Source organism: Bradyrhizobium sp. CB1015 (assembly GCF_025200925.1).
Taxonomy (GTDB): Bacteria; Pseudomonadota; Alphaproteobacteria; order Rhizobiales; family Xanthobacteraceae; genus Bradyrhizobium.
In genome coordinates, this window is record NZ_CP104174.1 from 2,813,483 (window position 1) to 2,827,915 (window position 14,433).

14 protein-coding genes, 1 pseudogene and 1 riboswitch are annotated in these 14,433 nt (G+C 65.7%); of the genes and pseudogenes, 3 read left to right on the forward strand and 12 right to left on the reverse strand.

The genetic code is table 11. The features are described from left to right. Positions 1-5: 5 nt before the first annotated feature. The 5 genes from N2604_RS12815 to N2604_RS12835 form a co-directional block, all read right to left on the reverse strand. Positions 6-614: a thiamine phosphate synthase gene (locus N2604_RS12815; RefSeq protein WP_260374990.1), complete on the reverse strand. Its 609-nt coding sequence runs from the start codon at positions 612-614 to the stop codon at positions 6-8. Further along, positions 601-1,383 (reverse strand): thiazole synthase, encoded by a 783-nt coding sequence (locus tag N2604_RS12820; RefSeq protein WP_260374991.1) that lies wholly within the window; start codon positions 1,381-1,383, stop codon positions 601-603. The genes N2604_RS12815 and N2604_RS12820 overlap by 14 nt, the downstream gene beginning before the upstream one ends. Before the next feature lie 184 nt (positions 1,384-1,567). Further along, complete coding sequence (thiS, locus tag N2604_RS12825; protein WP_260374992.1) at positions 1,568-1,765, reverse strand: sulfur carrier protein ThiS; 198 nt, start codon at positions 1,763-1,765, stop codon at positions 1,568-1,570. Between the two features lie 7 nt (positions 1,766-1,772). Continuing rightward, on the reverse strand, positions 1,773-2,783 hold the full coding sequence (locus N2604_RS12830; protein WP_260374993.1) for an FAD-dependent oxidoreductase: 1,011 nt from the start codon (positions 2,781-2,783) through the stop codon (positions 1,773-1,775). Continuing rightward, positions 2,771-2,899, reverse strand: a riboswitch (TPP riboswitch). Its footprint overlaps the gene before it by 13 nt. A gap of 191 nt (positions 2,900-3,090) precedes the next feature. After that, a complete protein-coding gene (locus N2604_RS12835) occupies positions 3,091-3,636 on the reverse strand; it encodes a lytic transglycosylase domain-containing protein (protein ID WP_260374994.1) in 546 nt (181 codons plus the stop codon). Positions 3,637-3,862: 226 nt separating this feature from the next. Between N2604_RS12835 and N2604_RS12840 the strand changes: the two genes are divergently transcribed. Next, positions 3,863-4,063, forward strand: coding sequence for a hypothetical protein (locus tag N2604_RS12840; RefSeq protein WP_260374995.1), 201 nt, complete (start codon positions 3,863-3,865; stop codon positions 4,061-4,063). Between the two features lies 1 nt (position 4,064). Here N2604_RS12840 and N2604_RS12845 read toward each other — a convergent pair whose 3' ends face one another. Together N2604_RS12845 and N2604_RS12850 are read right to left on the reverse strand one after the other, a co-directional pair. Continuing rightward, positions 4,065-5,387: an ATP-binding protein gene (locus tag N2604_RS12845; protein WP_260376217.1), complete on the reverse strand. Its 1,323-nt coding sequence runs from the start codon at positions 5,385-5,387 to the stop codon at positions 4,065-4,067. Positions 5,388-5,398: 11 nt separating this feature from the next. After that, positions 5,399-6,154: a response regulator gene (locus N2604_RS12850; protein WP_260374996.1), complete on the reverse strand. Its 756-nt coding sequence runs from the start codon at positions 6,152-6,154 to the stop codon at positions 5,399-5,401. 180 nt (positions 6,155-6,334) lie between these two features. On the opposite strand from N2604_RS12850, the pseudogene N2604_RS12855 reads away from it, so the two are divergent. Continuing rightward, a pseudogene (locus N2604_RS12855) lies at positions 6,335-6,875 on the forward strand (hypothetical protein). A gap of 213 nt (positions 6,876-7,088) precedes the next feature. After that, a complete protein-coding gene (locus N2604_RS12860) occupies positions 7,089-7,619 on the forward strand; it encodes a PRC-barrel domain-containing protein (RefSeq protein ID WP_260374997.1) in 531 nt (176 codons plus the stop codon). 210 nt (positions 7,620-7,829) lie between these two features. On the opposite strand, the gene N2604_RS12865 is transcribed toward N2604_RS12860, so the two are convergent. From N2604_RS12865 to N2604_RS12885, 5 genes are all read right to left on the reverse strand, one after another. Continuing rightward, positions 7,830-8,657: an ABC transporter permease gene (locus tag N2604_RS12865; RefSeq protein WP_260374998.1), complete on the reverse strand. Its 828-nt coding sequence runs from the start codon at positions 8,655-8,657 to the stop codon at positions 7,830-7,832. Then, entirely contained in the window at positions 8,654-9,916 is a 1,263-nt protein-coding gene (locus tag N2604_RS12870; protein ID WP_260374999.1) for an ABC transporter permease, read from the reverse strand. Before N2604_RS12870 ends, N2604_RS12865 begins: the two co-directional genes overlap by 4 nt. Positions 9,917-10,157: 241 nt before the next feature. Then, positions 10,158-11,207, reverse strand: coding sequence for an ABC transporter substrate-binding protein (locus N2604_RS12875; protein WP_260375000.1), 1,050 nt, complete (start codon positions 11,205-11,207; stop codon positions 10,158-10,160). A 65-nt stretch (positions 11,208-11,272) separates the two neighbouring features. Then, entirely contained in the window at positions 11,273-12,442 is a 1,170-nt protein-coding gene (locus tag N2604_RS12880; RefSeq protein ID WP_260375001.1) for an ABC transporter ATP-binding protein, read from the reverse strand. Between the two features lie 327 nt (positions 12,443-12,769). Then, on the reverse strand, positions 12,770-14,335 hold the full coding sequence (locus N2604_RS12885; protein ID WP_260375002.1) for a DUF4403 family protein: 1,566 nt from the start codon (positions 14,333-14,335) through the stop codon (positions 12,770-12,772). Positions 14,336-14,433 lie beyond the last annotated feature (98 nt).

Below are 14,433 nucleotides of genomic sequence, written 5' to 3' on the forward strand. Positions count from 1 at the left end.
ATGCATCATGCAACCTCCGCTGACTGGCCAAGCCATTGCCGCACGCGGGCGTCGGGGTCGGGGTTCTGGGTGACGTCGGACACGACCGCAATCGAATCCGCGCCTGCGGCAAAGATCTCCGCGGCGTGCTCGAACTTGATGCCGCCGATGGCGACCAGCGGGATGGTGCCGATGCGCTGCTTCCATTCGGTGATCTTCGGAATGCCCTGCGGCTCGAAGCGCATCGATTTGAGCGTGGTGAAGAAGATCGGGCCGAGCGCGACATAGTCCGGCTTGGCTTCGAGCGCGGTTGCAAGCTCGTCGTCGTCATGGGTGGAGATGCCGAGGGAGAGGCCGGCCTCGCGGATCGCCTTGAGGTCGGCCTCGGCCAGGTCCTCCTGGCCGAGATGCAGATATTTCGCACCCGCAACGATCGCGGCGCGCCAATAATCGTTCACCACCAGCTTGGTTTGCGAGTCCTTGGTAATGGCGAGCGCGTCGGTGACGATCTGCAGCGCGTCGGCGTCGTTCAGCTCTTTTGCGCGCAGCTGGATGGTGCCGACGCCGAGCTTGGTCAGGCGTTCGACCCAGGCGAGGCTGTCGACGACGGGATAGAAGCGATCAGGATACGGCATGCCAGAACGGGGTCCCAACGACAGGGGTGGAGGGCGAGGCGAAGTCGCGGGCGTTCATCAGCCCGGCCTCGTAAGCGGTGCGGCCGGCATCACAGCCCAAGCGGAAGGCGTTCGCCATCGCGACGGGATCGGCGGCTTTGGCGATGGCGGTGTTGAGCAGCACGGCGTCATAGCCGAGCTCCAGCGCCTGCGCGGCGTGAGAGGGCGCGCCGAGGCCAGCGTCGACCACCAGCGTGATGTCGGGCAGCCGCTCGCGCAGGAGCTTCAGGGCATCGCGGTTGGTGATGCCCTTAGCGCTGCCGATCGGCGCGGCCCACGGCATCACCACCTTGCACCCGGCATCGACCAGGCGGCTCGCGACCGAGAGATCCTCGGTGCAATAGGGGAACACCTCAAAGCCGTCCTTGATCAGGATGGTTGCGGCTTCGACCAGGCCGACGACATCGGGCTGCAGCGTGTCGTTGTCGGCGATGACCTCGAGCTTGATCCAGGAGGTAGCGAACAATTCGCGCGCGAGCTTTGCCGTCGTCACCGCCTCGCGCACGGTGCGGCAACCGGCGGTGTTCGGCAGCACGGTGACCTCGAGCTCGCGGATCAGCTTCCAGAACGCGTCCCCGGTCTTGCCGCCGGCGGATTCGCGCCGCAGCGACACCGTGACGATGTTGGCACCGGAGGCGCGGATCGCGCCTTGCATGATCGCAGGCGAGGGATAGAGCGCGCTGCCGATCAGGAGGCGGGAGGCGAAGGTTTTGCCGTAGAAGGTCACCATGGTTTCAATTTCCTCACAGGCGACTTGCACAGACCATGATCCTGAGGTGCGCGCACTTGCGCGCCTCGAAGGATGACAGCGCCGCTTGCGGCCATCCTTCGAGGCGAGCCGAAGGCGGCTCGCCAGCGACGAGCGCCATGCGCTCGCGCGGGGATGACGGCGGAGTTTGTGGCAGCATTCATCCTCACCCTCCCTGCCGCGGCGTGATGATCTCGATCTCGTCGCCGGCCTTCAAGCTGGTCTCGGCCCAGCGGCTTTTCGGCACGACGTCGTAGTTGAGCGCGATGGCGAAATGGCTGCCTTCGTAGTCGAGCTCGGCGAGCAGCGCCTCGACGCTGGCCGCGCTGACCTCGCGCGGCTCGCCGTTTATGATCACAAGCATTGGACGATCACGCGCATTGCATCACCTCGTTGTCGATCTGGCCGCGCTGGACATAAGCGAGCGTCAGCTCGGCGAGCGCGGGGGCGATCAGGAAGCCGTGGCGGTAGAGGCCGTTGACGCTGATCTTGCCGCCGCGAATGCCGATGCGCGGCAAATTGTCGGGAAAAGCGGGCCGAAGCCCTGAGCCGAACTCGAGGATGCGGGCTTCGCCGAACGCCGGATGCACCGTATAGGCCGCGCCCAAAAGCTCCAGCGCCGAGCGCACGCTGACGCCGGTGTCTTCCGCCTCGATCGAGGTCGCGCCCAGCATGAACAGGCCGTTCTCGCGCGGGATCACGTAGAGCGGCCAGCGCGGATGGATCAGCCGCACCGGGCGCGCCAACTGCACCTCACAGGTCTCGATCAGGATCATTTCGCCCTTGACGCCGCGAAGCTCGCTCTGTTCGTCGCGGGCACTGATGCCGCGGCAATCGATCACGATGCCGTCGAGATCATTTGCCGTGACGTTGCTGCAGAACTTGATGGTGCCGCCTGCTGCCTTGATGCGCTCGTGCAGCTGCGGCAGCACGCGGCGCGGCTCGACATGGCCCTCGGCGGGGAAGAACAGCGCGTCGCGGAAGCGGCCCTCCAGCGACGGCTCCAGCGCGGCAAGGCCGGCGGCATCGAGCCGGCGGTGGTCCTCGGTCATGCGCGCGAAGCGCTCGAAATCGTTGCGCTCACGCGGATGGGCGACGACGAGCGAGCCGTTGAACGGCGTATCCGGCAGCTCGCGCCGCCAGAGGTCGAGCGAGCGCAGGCCCAGGCGGCTGATGATGGGTTCGGCGATTTCGGCCTCGCAATAGGGCGCGAGCATGCCGCCGGCCCAATGGCTGGTGGCATCCGTCATCGCCTCGTCACCACGCTCGTGCAAGGTGACGGCGTGGCCGGCCTGTGCGAACAGCAGGGCCTGCCAAGCGCCCGCGATGCCTGCGCCGATGATGGAAACCGGTGAATCCGGTCGCTTGGTGGTCTGCAACATCCCTGTCCCTTCGCCGGCATGACCCGGATCAGGTTCAAAGGGTCACCGCGGTCCTGGGCCGAATTGCCCATTTAGCGGTATCTCAGCTCCTCCTCGGAGCACCCCTCGGAACGGTGGCAATGTATGCCAGCGGGACGGGGTGGTCAACGCGTGTTGCCGGGAACCCGACCGTGCCCCGGACGCGATGCAGCGCGCCGCCTCTTGGCGGCGTGATGCTTCGCAGAGCCGGGGCCCATGTTTGCGGAGGGCTGGGTCCCGGCTCTGCGCCGCAACGCTCACGCGTTGCGACTTGTCCGGGACACGAAAACTACTTCAGGGCCTGCGCCCGCGCGTTGCGGACGCGCTGGGCCAGCTTCCGGTGCGTCGGCGCGCCGAACATCGGCTGCGGATTGCCGTTCGGCTCGAGCCAAGGCTGACCCATGGTCTCGCCCGCATTCGCGACCTGCATGGCCTCCTGCCGCTGGCGCTTTGCAGCGTAGTAATAGCCGCCCGCGAAATAACGCACGGCTCTCGCGTGATCGCCATTGGCGGCGCGATAGGCGCCGGCGAGGTACTTCACGGCGTAGGTGAGGTTGGTGTTGGGATCGCGCAGGCCCGCGGCATCGCCGGTGTAGCCGACGCCACGGGCGGTCGCGAGCTTGATCTGCATCAGCCCGATGGTGCCGCCGCGACCGACGAGGTGCGGCTGATAGCGGCTTTCGCGCATGATGACGCGATGCACCAACGCCTCCGGCACGCCGTTGGCGCGGGCATGGGCGGCAACCATCTCGGCGTATTCGGCTTCGCCGGCGAAAGCGGCCTGCGGCAACGTCAATCCGGCCGCAAGCAGTGCGACAACGCGTAAGATTTTCATCGAAATATTCCTCGGCAGAACGGACCCGCACCCCAGCGCGTTAGGCCGTGGGAACACGGCGATGATGTGGCGAAATGTCACCAGCGACGATTTTCGCCGGCTCGTCGCTTTTACGACTTAAACCTGCGTTAAGCTCGAGGTTGGTGGAGCGTGCGACAGCGGGTCTGTCCATATCGCGCATTCACCCAACAATCGCTACTCAAAAACGGCACTCGGGAGGACGTCCATGAACCCGGCAGACATCGACGACATTCCCAAGCAGAACCCTTGTGCACAATGTGGCGCACCGATCCCGTTCCCTGACTGGATCGAGCCGGGCGAAGGCCGCGTCTCCTATCTCTGGACCTGCCACGCCTGCAACTATCGTTTCGAGGCGGTGGCGATCTTCCCGCACGAGGCCATCGAGCACCCGCCGCTCGCGGCTTGATTCAAGCGGCGAGGCGCGGCGCCTGCGCGACCGGCAATTGCATCCGCACGATCAGGCCATGCGGCGTGCGGTCGTGCAGCGAGAGCTCGCCGCCGTGGGCGAGCGCGATCGCTCGCGCGATCGACAGGCCGAGCCCGAAGCCGATGGACTCGTCCATGGTGCGCGCGTCGTCGCCGCGCACGAACGGCTCCAGCATTTCCTGCTTGCGCGCATCCGAAATGCCGGGGCCGTCGTCCTCGACGTCGATGACGAGCCTGGTTTCCGAGACGTCGAGGCGGATCGTTACCTCGGCGCCGAAGCGCACCGCGTTCTCGACCAGGTTGGTGACGCCGCGATGCAGATCGTCGGGCCGCGCGGCGGCGGTCGCGGACGCCGGCCCGACATAGTGCACGACATGGCCCATGTCGCCGAACTGATCGGCGACGAGCTGCAGCGTGCTGGCGATGTCGACCAGCGTCACCGCCTCGACCTTGCGGTCGTCGCGCAGCAGCGACAGCACCGATTCCAGCATCGCGCGCATCTGGTCGAGATCCATCAGCATGCGCTTGCGGTTGCCCTCGTCCTCGATGAACTCGGCGCGCAGGCGCAGCCGCGTGATCGGCGTTCGCAAATCGTGGCTGATCGCGGCCAGCATCCGCGTGCGATCCGACATCAGCCGCGCGATCCGCTCGTGCATGCGGTTGAGCGCGCGCGCCACCGCGCGGATCTCCTCCGGGCCGCGCTCGGGCAGCGGCTCGGCGGTGCCGTCGAGGCTGAAATTCTCCGCCGCCTCGGCGAAGGACGACAGCGGCCTCGTCAGCGCGCCCGCCGCCCACAGGCCGAGCACGGTGACGCAGAAGAACGCGCTCATCAGCGCCATCAGCCAGGGCGCGCCCCAGAACCACGGCCGCGGGCCGCCATCGACATGACCCGCGATCACGGTGCCGTCGGGCAATTGCACGCCGATACGGGGCTCGATGCCGCCTGAAGCCAGCAGTCCGGTCTTGTAGGCGCGGCCGAGATGGCGGTGCATCGCGCGCAGATGCAGGCTGTCGCTCTCCGCGAGATTTGCCGTGCCGGGCGCCAGCATCTCGATGCCGAGGCCGGGGAAGGCGCGCGCGAGATCGGTGACGAGGTGCGGACGCTCGCTCGCCTCCGCCGCGCCGAGCAGCAGCGCGGCATCGGCCAGTTGATGCGCCCGGTCCGGCGACGCATCCGGGCGGTCCGGCCGGCTGATCAGGAAGGCCGTGGTGACGGCGAGATGAAGCGCCACTGTCGAGGCCAGCACCAGCGCGGCAATCTGCCCGCCGATGCCCTTGAGGTGGAAGAACGAGAACGGCTTCATCGTCGTCCCCATCAGCTGCTCAGGGGCACAGCGACCGCCTCGGTGCTTGCGACTTCAGTCCTTGGTGTGAACAGGTAGCCGCCGGAGCGCACCGTCTTGATCAGGGTGGGATCGGCCGGATTGGGCTCGATCTTGCGGCGGATGCGGCTGACCAGCACGTCGATGGAGCGCTCGAACGAGCCGGTGTTGCGCCCTTGCGTGAGGTCGAGCAGGCTGTCGCGCGACAGCACGCGGCCGGGCCGCTCGCAGAACGTGCGCAGCAGGTCGAACTCGGCGCTGGTCACCGCGACGCGCGCGCCTTCGGGATTGCGGAGCTCGCGCAGGCGCAGATCGATGCGCCAGCCTTCGAAGGTGAGCGTGGAGGCACCTTCGACCGAGCTTGCCGCCTGCGCCGCCGCCTGGCGGCGCAGCACCGCGTTGATGCGGGCGAGCAACTCGCGGGGGTTGAACGGCTTCGGCAGATAATCGTCCGCGCCCATCTCGAGGCCGACGATGCGGTCGACGTCCTCGCCGCGCGCGGTCAGCATGATGATCGGCGTCTGCTTTTCGGCGCGCACCTTGCGGCACAGGGTGAGGCCGTCCTCGCCGGGCAGCATGACGTCGAGGATGATGAGGTCGACGCGGTGATCGGCCATGGCGCGCGACATCTCGCGGCCGTCGGCGACGGCAGTGACGTTGCAGGCGTTGTTGCGCAGGTATTTCGCAATCAGCGTCCGGGTCTCGCGGTCGTCCTCGACGACCAGGATGTTGGGATTGGGAACGGCCATGCGCTTTGTTTGTCCAAAATTCGGGCCAAATGGCGAAGATTTTTGTTTCGGATTGTTTCTGGCCGGCTGCCCGCAACGGACGGCAATCGAGCGGGCATGGAGCGGCAAGATCTCGTTAAGCGCGTCAACCCTACCGTGGCGCCGTTCGCCACGAAACCCGCAAGAACCCACGGAGCCATCATGACCTCGATTTCGGCGGCCTCCGCCGGCAGTCATCAATCGCTGCTGCAGCGGCTGCAGCAGCAATTGCAATCGCAAGTTTCCGCCGGCGCGATCTCGTCGTCGGATCAGTCCGCGCTGTCGACGGCGCTGACCGACATCGATAAGGCGCTCCAGCAGAGCCGGACGAGCGACCAGTCGAGCGGCACGCGTCCATCCAAGGAGGCGATGCAGTCGAAGCTCGACGACCTCATCTCGAAGGAAGTCTCGAACGGGACGCTGACCTCCGAGCAGGCCGAGGAGCTGAAAAGCGTGTTTCAGTCCACCTTCGCGAGCGGTCCCGACGGCCGCGGGCGATCCGTCGCCGGACGACAATTCGTCGGATTCGTCGACGACCGACTCGTCCGGCAGCGCGTCGGCCGACGCGACAACCAAGGATATCCTCCAGCAATTCCTCAAGGCGCTCCAGCAATCGCAATCGTCGGCATCCTCCTATGGTGCCAATGGCAGCTCAACCGGCAATTCGAGCCTCTCCGCACTTCTGATCGATTACAAGAGCTGACTTCGGCGACGCCAGGCCGGCGCGGTCCTCGCCGCGATCAAGCTCCACCAGGGTGAGCGTCGGCGGGGAACAGTGCATCGCAAAATGTTCCGGAGTCACGCAGGAACCGTAGGAACGGTTCGCGCATGGCGCGACGAAATTGCGGCACGCACGGAACTGTGCTTGCTCAACGCTGTTTTCTCCGCACGAGTTTCTTTGAAGGAGAGGACCACAATGTTGATGAAATCGATCGTCACCGGCCTCGCCGGTACCGCGCTGCTTGCGACCGTCGCATTCGCGCAAACGCCGCCCGCGACCACCGACAAGGCGGCCCCTGCGGCCACCGCCACGACGACGAGCGCGCACGATCAGTGGCGCATCTCGAAAATGTCGGGCGTGAAGGTGTATAACGAGGCCAACGAGAACATCGGCTCGATCAACGACCTCTTGATGGACAAGAGCGGTAACGTCAAGATCGCCGTGATCGGCGTCGGCGGCTTCCTCGGCATGGGCGAGCACCTAGTTGCGGTGCCCTACGAGAAGCTGAAGTTCGTCAACGAGCCCGTCGCCTACAGCGGCACGGCGGCCACCAACCCGCCCGGCCGGCCGGCCTCGACCACGACGACTGGCGCAGCGACCGGAACCGACAGGCCCGCCGCGACCGCGACGACGTCGTCCTCGTCGAAGTGGTACCCGGATCACGCGGTGTTCAACGCGAGCAAGGACGAGCTGAAGAACATGCCCGAGTTCAAGTACTCGGAGTAACACGGCTCGCGTAATTGCCTGAACGAAGCGCGCCTGGTTTTCACCGGGCGCGCTGTCGTGTCTTCGTCTTTCCGCGTCATTGCGAGGAGCTCTTGCGACGAAGCAATCCGGAGCTATCTCCGCGGATGCCTTTCTGGTTTGCTTCCGCCTTCGCCGAGGCTTCGGCGGACCAGTCGCTGCGCTCGCCATGACGGAAATTTGCGCCGGCAATCAGCCTCCGCCCTTGAGCCGTTCATTGCGCCGGCGCAGGGCTTCGAGGGTGGCAAGCAGGATGACCGAGATTGTGGTCAAAATCACCGCCGCTGCCGTGATGGTGGGGCTGATGTTCTCGCGGATGCCGCTGAACATCTCGCGCGGCAGGGTGCGCTGCTCGGGACCCGCCATGAACAGCACGATCACCACCTCGTCGAAGCTGGTCGCGAAGGCGAACAGCGCACCTGAGGCGAGGCCGGGCAGGATCAGCGGCAGGATCACGCGACAGAATGCTTGAAGCGGCGAGGCGCCGAGTGAGGCGGCGGCGCGTGCCAGATTGGTGTCGAAGCTCTGCAGCGTCGCACCCACCGTGATCACCACGAAGGGTGTCGCCAGCGCGGTGTGAGCCAGGATCAGCCCGAGATAGCTGGCGGTAAGGCCAATCGGCGCGAAGAAGAAGTACAGGCCGACCGCGGTGATGACCCCGGGCACGACCACCGGCGACAGCACGAAGGCCAGCACGAGCGGCTTGAACCGGCTCTTCCACTGCGCCAGCCCCAGCGCGGCCATCGTGCCGAGGACCATGGACAACAGCGTCGAGGCGACGCCGATGATCATGCTGTTCTTGAGCGAGTTCATCCAGCGCGGCGAATTGATGAAGTCGTCGTACCAACGCAAGGAAAGGCCCGGCAGCGGATAGGTGAGGTACGAGCCCGAGCTGAACGACAGCGGCATGATCGCAAGGATCGGCGCGATCAGGAAGATGAACACCAGCGTGGAGACAACGATGGTCGCGGTCCACGCGATGCGCTGGCTGGGCGTGCGCAAGGAGGAATTGTCGCTCAATTCTTCATTCCTCCCGTGACCTGCTGGCCCTGCACCAGCTTGCCGTAGACGAGAGCGAGCAGAACGGTGGCCAGCAGCAGCACCGCGCCCAGCGCCGAAGCAAGGCCCCAATTGGCCGTCTCGGTCGTGTAGAGCGCGATGAAGTAGCTGATCATCTGGTCGGCGGCGCCGCCGACGAGGGCCGGGGTGATGTAGTAGCCGAGCGCCAGGATGAAGACGAGCAGGCTTCCCGCGCCGATGCCGGGCAGGGTCTGCGGCAGGTAGATCCGCAGGAAGGCGGTGAGGGGTGGCGCACCGAGCGAGGCGGCGGCACGCATGTAAGCAGGCGAGATCGCCTTCATGCTGCTGTACAGCGGCAGGATCATGAAAGGCAGCAGAACGTGGGTCATGGCGACGCAGACGCCGAAGCGGTTGTAGATCAGGCGGAGCGGCTCGTCGATGATGCCAAGCCAGTGCAGGCTGTCGTTGACGACGCCCTTGCTCTGCAACAGGACGATCCAGGCGCAGGTGCGAACCAGGAGCGACGTCCAGAACGGCAGCAGCACGAAGATCATCAGCAAGTTCGACCGGCCAGGTGGCAGCGTCGCCAAGAGGTAAGCGACCGGGAAACCGAGGATCAGGCAGAGGGCCGTGACACCGAGGCTGATGAGGAAGGTGCGGACGAAAATGTCGCGGTAGATGGCCTGATCCGGTGAGGCGGCGACGATCGCACCGTCCGCGTTTCGCGTCAGGTCGAGCGCGGCGAGCAGGTAGAAGCCGGTGATCGGGCCGCTCGCGTCCTTGATCGTGGTCCAGGTGGCGCGTTCGCGCCAGGCGGGGTTGATCTTGCCCAGCGTCTCCTTGGCCGCACCAGGCTCCGGCATGGCCTTCAGGTTGCGCGCCGTGCTGGTCAGGATGGTGCGGAAGCCGTTGAGCGCGTAATTGAGCCGCTTGGCCGCAATCGCGATGGTGCCGGCGGCGCGCGCCGCCAGGATGTCGCTTGCCAGCGCCGCATAGGCCTTTTCATCCGGCAGGTCCTTGCCGTCCCAGCTGGCAAGAGCAGCTGTTGTTTGCGGCAGGACCTGACGCACCTCCCAGTCCTCGACCGAGCGCCACAGCATGCCGGCGATGGGACCTGCGAAGGTGAAGAGCAGAAACAGCAGAAGCGGCAGGACCAGCGCCAATGCCTTGACCTGGCGTGTCCGCTCAGCGCGCCTCAATCGGCGCTTGAGCGGGATCTCGGTCGATGCAGTGGCGCCGGTTGGGGACGCTGCCGTCATGGCATGAGCCTCTTTGGCCGGACGTGCATTTCAGCTTGGGAACAGTCTGAGCAAGCGCCTCGTCCTTCGAGACGACCGCTTCGCGGTCTCCTCAGGATGAGGCTTATCGACAGCCGTGCCTGTGAAACACTCGCCTCGCACTCCGTCCTCATCCTGAGGAGCCCGCCGAAGGCGGGCGTCTCGAAGGATGGCCGCAACGTCACTGCGTTCAATGCGCGCCGCACGTCGGTCGAGTCGCGATCTATTTCGCGGCCCATTTGTTGAAGCGCTCGGTCAGGCGGTCGATGTTCTCGAGCCAGAAGGCAACGTTGATCTCGACCGCGTTCTTGATGTTGTCAGGCGCGGTCGGCAGGTCCTTCAGGACGGCGGGCGCGAGCCGGCCGGCGGCGTCCTTGTTCGAAGTGCCGTAAGCAATGTTCTCCGACAGCTTGGACTGGTTCTCCGCCTTGCCGACGAAGTCCAGGAACTTGTAGGCCGCGTCCTTGTTCGGGCTCCCCTTCAGGATGACCCAGCTGTCGAGCGTGAACAGCGCGCCGTCCCACACCATGCCAAAGTTCTTCTTCTCGTTCTTGTTCGCGGTGTCGATGCGGCCATTGTAGACCGAGGTCATCGCCACCTCGCCGGAGGCGAGCAATTGCGGCGGCTGCGCGCCGGCCTTCCACCAGACGAGGTCGCCCTTGATCGTGTCGAGCTTCTTGAAGGCGCGCTCGATGCCTTCGTCGGTCGCCAGCACCTTGTAGACGTCCTTCGGCGCGACGCCGTCGGCCATGAGGGCGATCTCCAGCGTGGTCTTCGGACCCTGACGCAGGGCGCGCTTGCCCGGAATCTTCTTGGTGTCGAAGAAATCGGCCCAGCCTTTCGGGGCCTCCTTCAGCTTGTCCTTGTCGTAGCCGAGCACGAAATCGTAGAGGATGGCGCCGACGCCGCAAGGATTGACCGCCGGCGGGATATAGGCTGCCTCGCCGCCGATCTTGGAATAGTCGAGCTTCTCGAACAGGCCTTCCTCGCAGCCGACCGCGAGCTCGTCGCTCTCGACCTGGACGACGTCCCAGGTGGCGGCACCGCCCTGGACCTTGGCGCGCAACACGCCGACGCCGCCGTCCCAGGATTCGTCGTTCATCGCGATGCCTGAAGCTTTCTTGAACGGCTCGAAATAGACCTTCTTCTGGGCCTCCTGATACGCGCCGCCCCACGAGACGACGGTGAGGTCACGCGCCTCTGCGACATTGGCCAGCGCAGCACTGGCGCCCAGTGCCGCGGCGAAACCCAGAGCAATCTTGCGCTTCAGCATGGTCTTCGTTCCTTCTTCATGTGAGTTGCGGTGACATCGATTGTTTCGGCTTCGCCGCCGGTAGATCAGACGGGATCGAGGGCGAGGCAGTCCTCCGGGCGGAAGGTGATGAACACGCTTTCGCCAGGTCTTAGGCTGCCAGGTCTTAGGCTGCCAAGTCCTGGGCTGCCAAGTCCTGGGCTGCCATGTCTCAGGCTGTCATGCGCTCCCGGCTGAAGCTTGACCATGAACTCGGCGTTGCCGGCGACGTCGAGCACGGCCAGCGCGTGGTCGCCGAGATAGATGGTGTTCTGGACCGTCGCCGGCAGCCGGTTCGGTCCCTCACTGGAATTGCCATTGGCGATGATTGCGACACGCTCCGGCCGCACCGACAGGGAGGTCGATGCGCCCGCGCCTGACACGTTGACCGCCCGTGCTGTCACGGTGCCGCCACCGGCCAGCGCGACGCTGCAATAGTCCTTGTCGATCGTCTCGACGGTGCCCGCCAGCACATTGTTCTCGCCGATGAAGTGCGCAACGAAGCTGTTCACCGGATGCTCGTACAGCGCGTCGGGCCGGTCGATCTGCTGCACGATGCCGTCGTTGAAGACGGCGATGCGGTCCGACATGGTGAGCGCTTCGCTCTGGTCGTGGGTGACGTAGACGATCGTGATGCCCATCGTCTCGTGCAGCTGCTTGATCTCCAGCTGCATCTGCTCCCGCAGGCGCTTGTCCAGCGCGCCCAGGGGCTCGTCCATCAGCACGAGCTGCGGATTGAAGACCAGTGCGCGGGCCAGCGCCACGCGCTGCTGCTGACCGCCGGACAGCTGCCCGGGCCGCCGGTGCGCTAGGCTTTCCATCTTGATCATGCGCAGCGCCGCGTTGACGCGCTCCTGCGTTTCCGCCTTGCTCGACTTGCGAACCGACAGCGGGAAGGCGATGTTTTCCGCGATCGTCAGGTGCGGAAACAGCGCGTAGTTCTGGAACACCATGCCGATGTCGCGCCTGTGCGGCGGCACGTTCTTGATCGGCCGGTCCGCGAGGTAGATCTCGCCATGGGTCGGCACCTCGAAGCCGGCCAGCATCATCAGCGTCGTCGTCTTGCCCGAGCCCGACGGGCCGAGCAGGGTGACGAACTCGCCCTTCCTGATGTCGAGATCGAGGTTCTTCACCACGAGATGCTCGCCATCATAGGTCTTCTGAATGCCGGAAAAACGCACCAGCGCCGGCGCAGGTGTGACCATGCCGGCTTCCATGTTGTCCTCGCGGTGTCCCCTACAATGCCGTGCGAGATTAGCATCCTGCAGCGAGAATGCCAGCGGCGCAAGCGACGAGGACGTGTGCGGGTCCGTTGAGTAGGGACGATCGCTTATGAAAGCTTTCCCTGCGGCCATCCTTCGAGACGCCCACCTTGGGCGGGCTCCTCAAGGATGAGGATGGAGTGCGTGGCTGCAGTTTCAAAGGGCACTGACGCCGAATAGCCTCATTCTGAGGTGGCGCGCAAGCGCCGTCTCGAAGGACGAGGCGTGCGCGCAGGCCGCGCAACAAGTCAAATGTGATAACCCTGCGGTGAGTGGGACGCGCTACATCCCCGACAGCTTCGTCACGAATACGTTCAACGAGCCGCCGGCTTCCGCGACCACGCGCAGGGTCTTGGAGTCGAAGGCGATGTCGGCGAGAGTCAGGCTGTCGATCCTGGCCTCGACCTTGAGGCCGTCCTCGCTCTTCTGGTAGTCGGCGATCGCGGCCGCGATCTTCTCGCGGGCGTTCGCGGCGATCGGCTTCAGATCGAGGGTTGCCTTCTGCAGCAGCGCCTGCTGCATCTGCGGCACCACCGCGCGGGCGGCGGCACCCAGAAGGCCGAACGCGGCCTCGGATTCCACGGCGAGCTGGATATCGGTGAGCCGCAGCGTCTGCTGCGCCTGGTCGAGCACCGGCCGGCCCCAGATGTGCACATTCGCCTCGGCGCCGAGGCCGAACCAGCTCTTCTCCTTGGCGCGCACCAGAAGCGAGATCAGCAGCCGGTCGCCCGAGGGGATGACGTTGGCGCTCTTGACGGTGACGTCGACCGGGCCCGAGCCGTCCTCGGGATAGGTGCGGCCGACCATCTGTGCCGCGATCAGCTTGTTGATCTCGGTGAAGGGCACGTCGATCGGCACGCCGATGTTCACGCCGGTGCCGGTCGGCGGCACGATGGAGATCTTGTCGGGGAACGGGCAGTCGGGCTTGGTCGGCGTCGAGGTCACGCGTGTCTCGGCTTCGAGGCCGAGCAGCAAGGTCACGGCCTGCGCATCGACGCGCGGCTGCGCCGCGATCGCGCGCACCGGCTTCATCTCGAGCCAGAGCGGCGGCAGCGCCGCCGAGGCGCTGGATCCCTGCAGCGGGATCGAGCGGCAGGCCTTGATCCATTGCGCTTTCGCATTCTCGCGCAGACTGGGATCGTTGCGGATGCGCTCGGAGACGGCGTTGATCTGCTCGCCGACGGTCTTGTCGATCAGCGGTTTCACCTGCGCGGGCACGTTGACCTTGGCGCCGGCGACGTTGAGGTTGGTGTCGCCGAGATTGACCTGGGCGCCGAGATTGGGCTCCAGATGCCAGGCGGCGGCGAGCTTCGGGCGCGAGGTGACGACGACGTTGCCCTTGATCTCCGCGCTCGCGTTCAGGTTCTTGATGTTGACCGCGCCGATCCGTTTTGCGGCGTCACCGCCGAGGACGCTGCCGAGCGCGTCGCCAAGCGCGCCCGTGGCCTTCGACGACAGCGAGCCCGTCACGTTGAGCTTGCCGGTGAGCGGCGTCGAGATCGTCAGCACGTCCTTGTCGCCGTTTGCCGCCATCGGGCCGCGAACGGCGGACCAGCCGATATCGGCGTTCTCCAGGATCTGCGAGATCGGGTTGTCGGCCTTCCCGGCGAAATTGCGCGGTGCGGCCTTCTCGGCCTGCTCGCGGATCGCCGACAGCGCGATGGCGACCGGCGCGATCACGATGGAGCTCTTCGAGGCCGGCGGCAGCGGCGGCAGCTGCGCGACCGGCGGCGCCGAATTCGTCGCGCGCGGCGACATCAAGTCCATCGCCTTCAGGCTGATGAAGAACGACGCCGCGAGCACCGCGACGCCGATCAGGATAGTCTTCAGATTCCACGTCAGACGCATCAATCCCCCAAGCCGCCCGGGCGGGGATTCTACAGGGCGGGCGAGGAGGGCGCTAGAGCGCACCGGTGGGGTGGAATTGCGGCGAATGGGTTAACGGT

Bases quoted from the DNA above. Each gene is read 5' to 3' on its own strand.
- N2604_RS12845 (WP_260376217.1), bottom strand. From the start codon at position 5,387: ATGAAGCCGTTCTCGTTCTTCCACCTCAAGGGCATCGGCGGGCAGATT.
- N2604_RS12880 (WP_260375001.1), bottom strand. From the start codon at position 12,442: ATGGAAGCCGGCATGGTCACACCTGCGCCGGCGCTGGTGCGTTTTTCC.
- thiS (WP_260374992.1), bottom strand. From the start codon at position 1,765: ATGCTTGTGATCATAAACGGCGAGCCGCGCGAGGTCAGCGCGGCCAGC.
- N2604_RS12860 (WP_260374997.1), top strand. From the start codon at position 7,089: ATGTTGATGAAATCGATCGTCACCGGCCTCGCCGGTACCGCGCTGCTT.
- N2604_RS12870 (WP_260374999.1), bottom strand. From the start codon at position 9,916: ATGACGGCAGCGTCCCCAACCGGCGCCACTGCATCGACCGAGATCCCG.
- N2604_RS12830 (WP_260374993.1), bottom strand. From the start codon at position 2,783: ATGTTGCAGACCACCAAGCGACCGGATTCACCGGTTTCCATCATCGGC.
- N2604_RS12835 (WP_260374994.1), bottom strand. From the start codon at position 3,636: ATGAAAATCTTACGCGTTGTCGCACTGCTTGCGGCCGGATTGACGTTG.
- N2604_RS12815 (WP_260374990.1), bottom strand. From the start codon at position 614: ATGCCGTATCCTGATCGCTTCTATCCCGTCGTCGACAGCCTCGCCTGG.
- N2604_RS12850 (WP_260374996.1), bottom strand. From the start codon at position 6,154: ATGGCCGTTCCCAATCCCAACATCCTGGTCGTCGAGGACGACCGCGAG.
- N2604_RS12820 (WP_260374991.1), bottom strand. From the start codon at position 1,383: ATGGTGACCTTCTACGGCAAAACCTTCGCCTCCCGCCTCCTGATCGGC.
- N2604_RS12875 (WP_260375000.1), bottom strand. From the start codon at position 11,207: ATGCTGAAGCGCAAGATTGCTCTGGGTTTCGCCGCGGCACTGGGCGCC.
- N2604_RS12840 (WP_260374995.1), top strand. From the start codon at position 3,863: ATGAACCCGGCAGACATCGACGACATTCCCAAGCAGAACCCTTGTGCA.
- N2604_RS12885 (WP_260375002.1), bottom strand. From the start codon at position 14,335: ATGCGTCTGACGTGGAATCTGAAGACTATCCTGATCGGCGTCGCGGTG.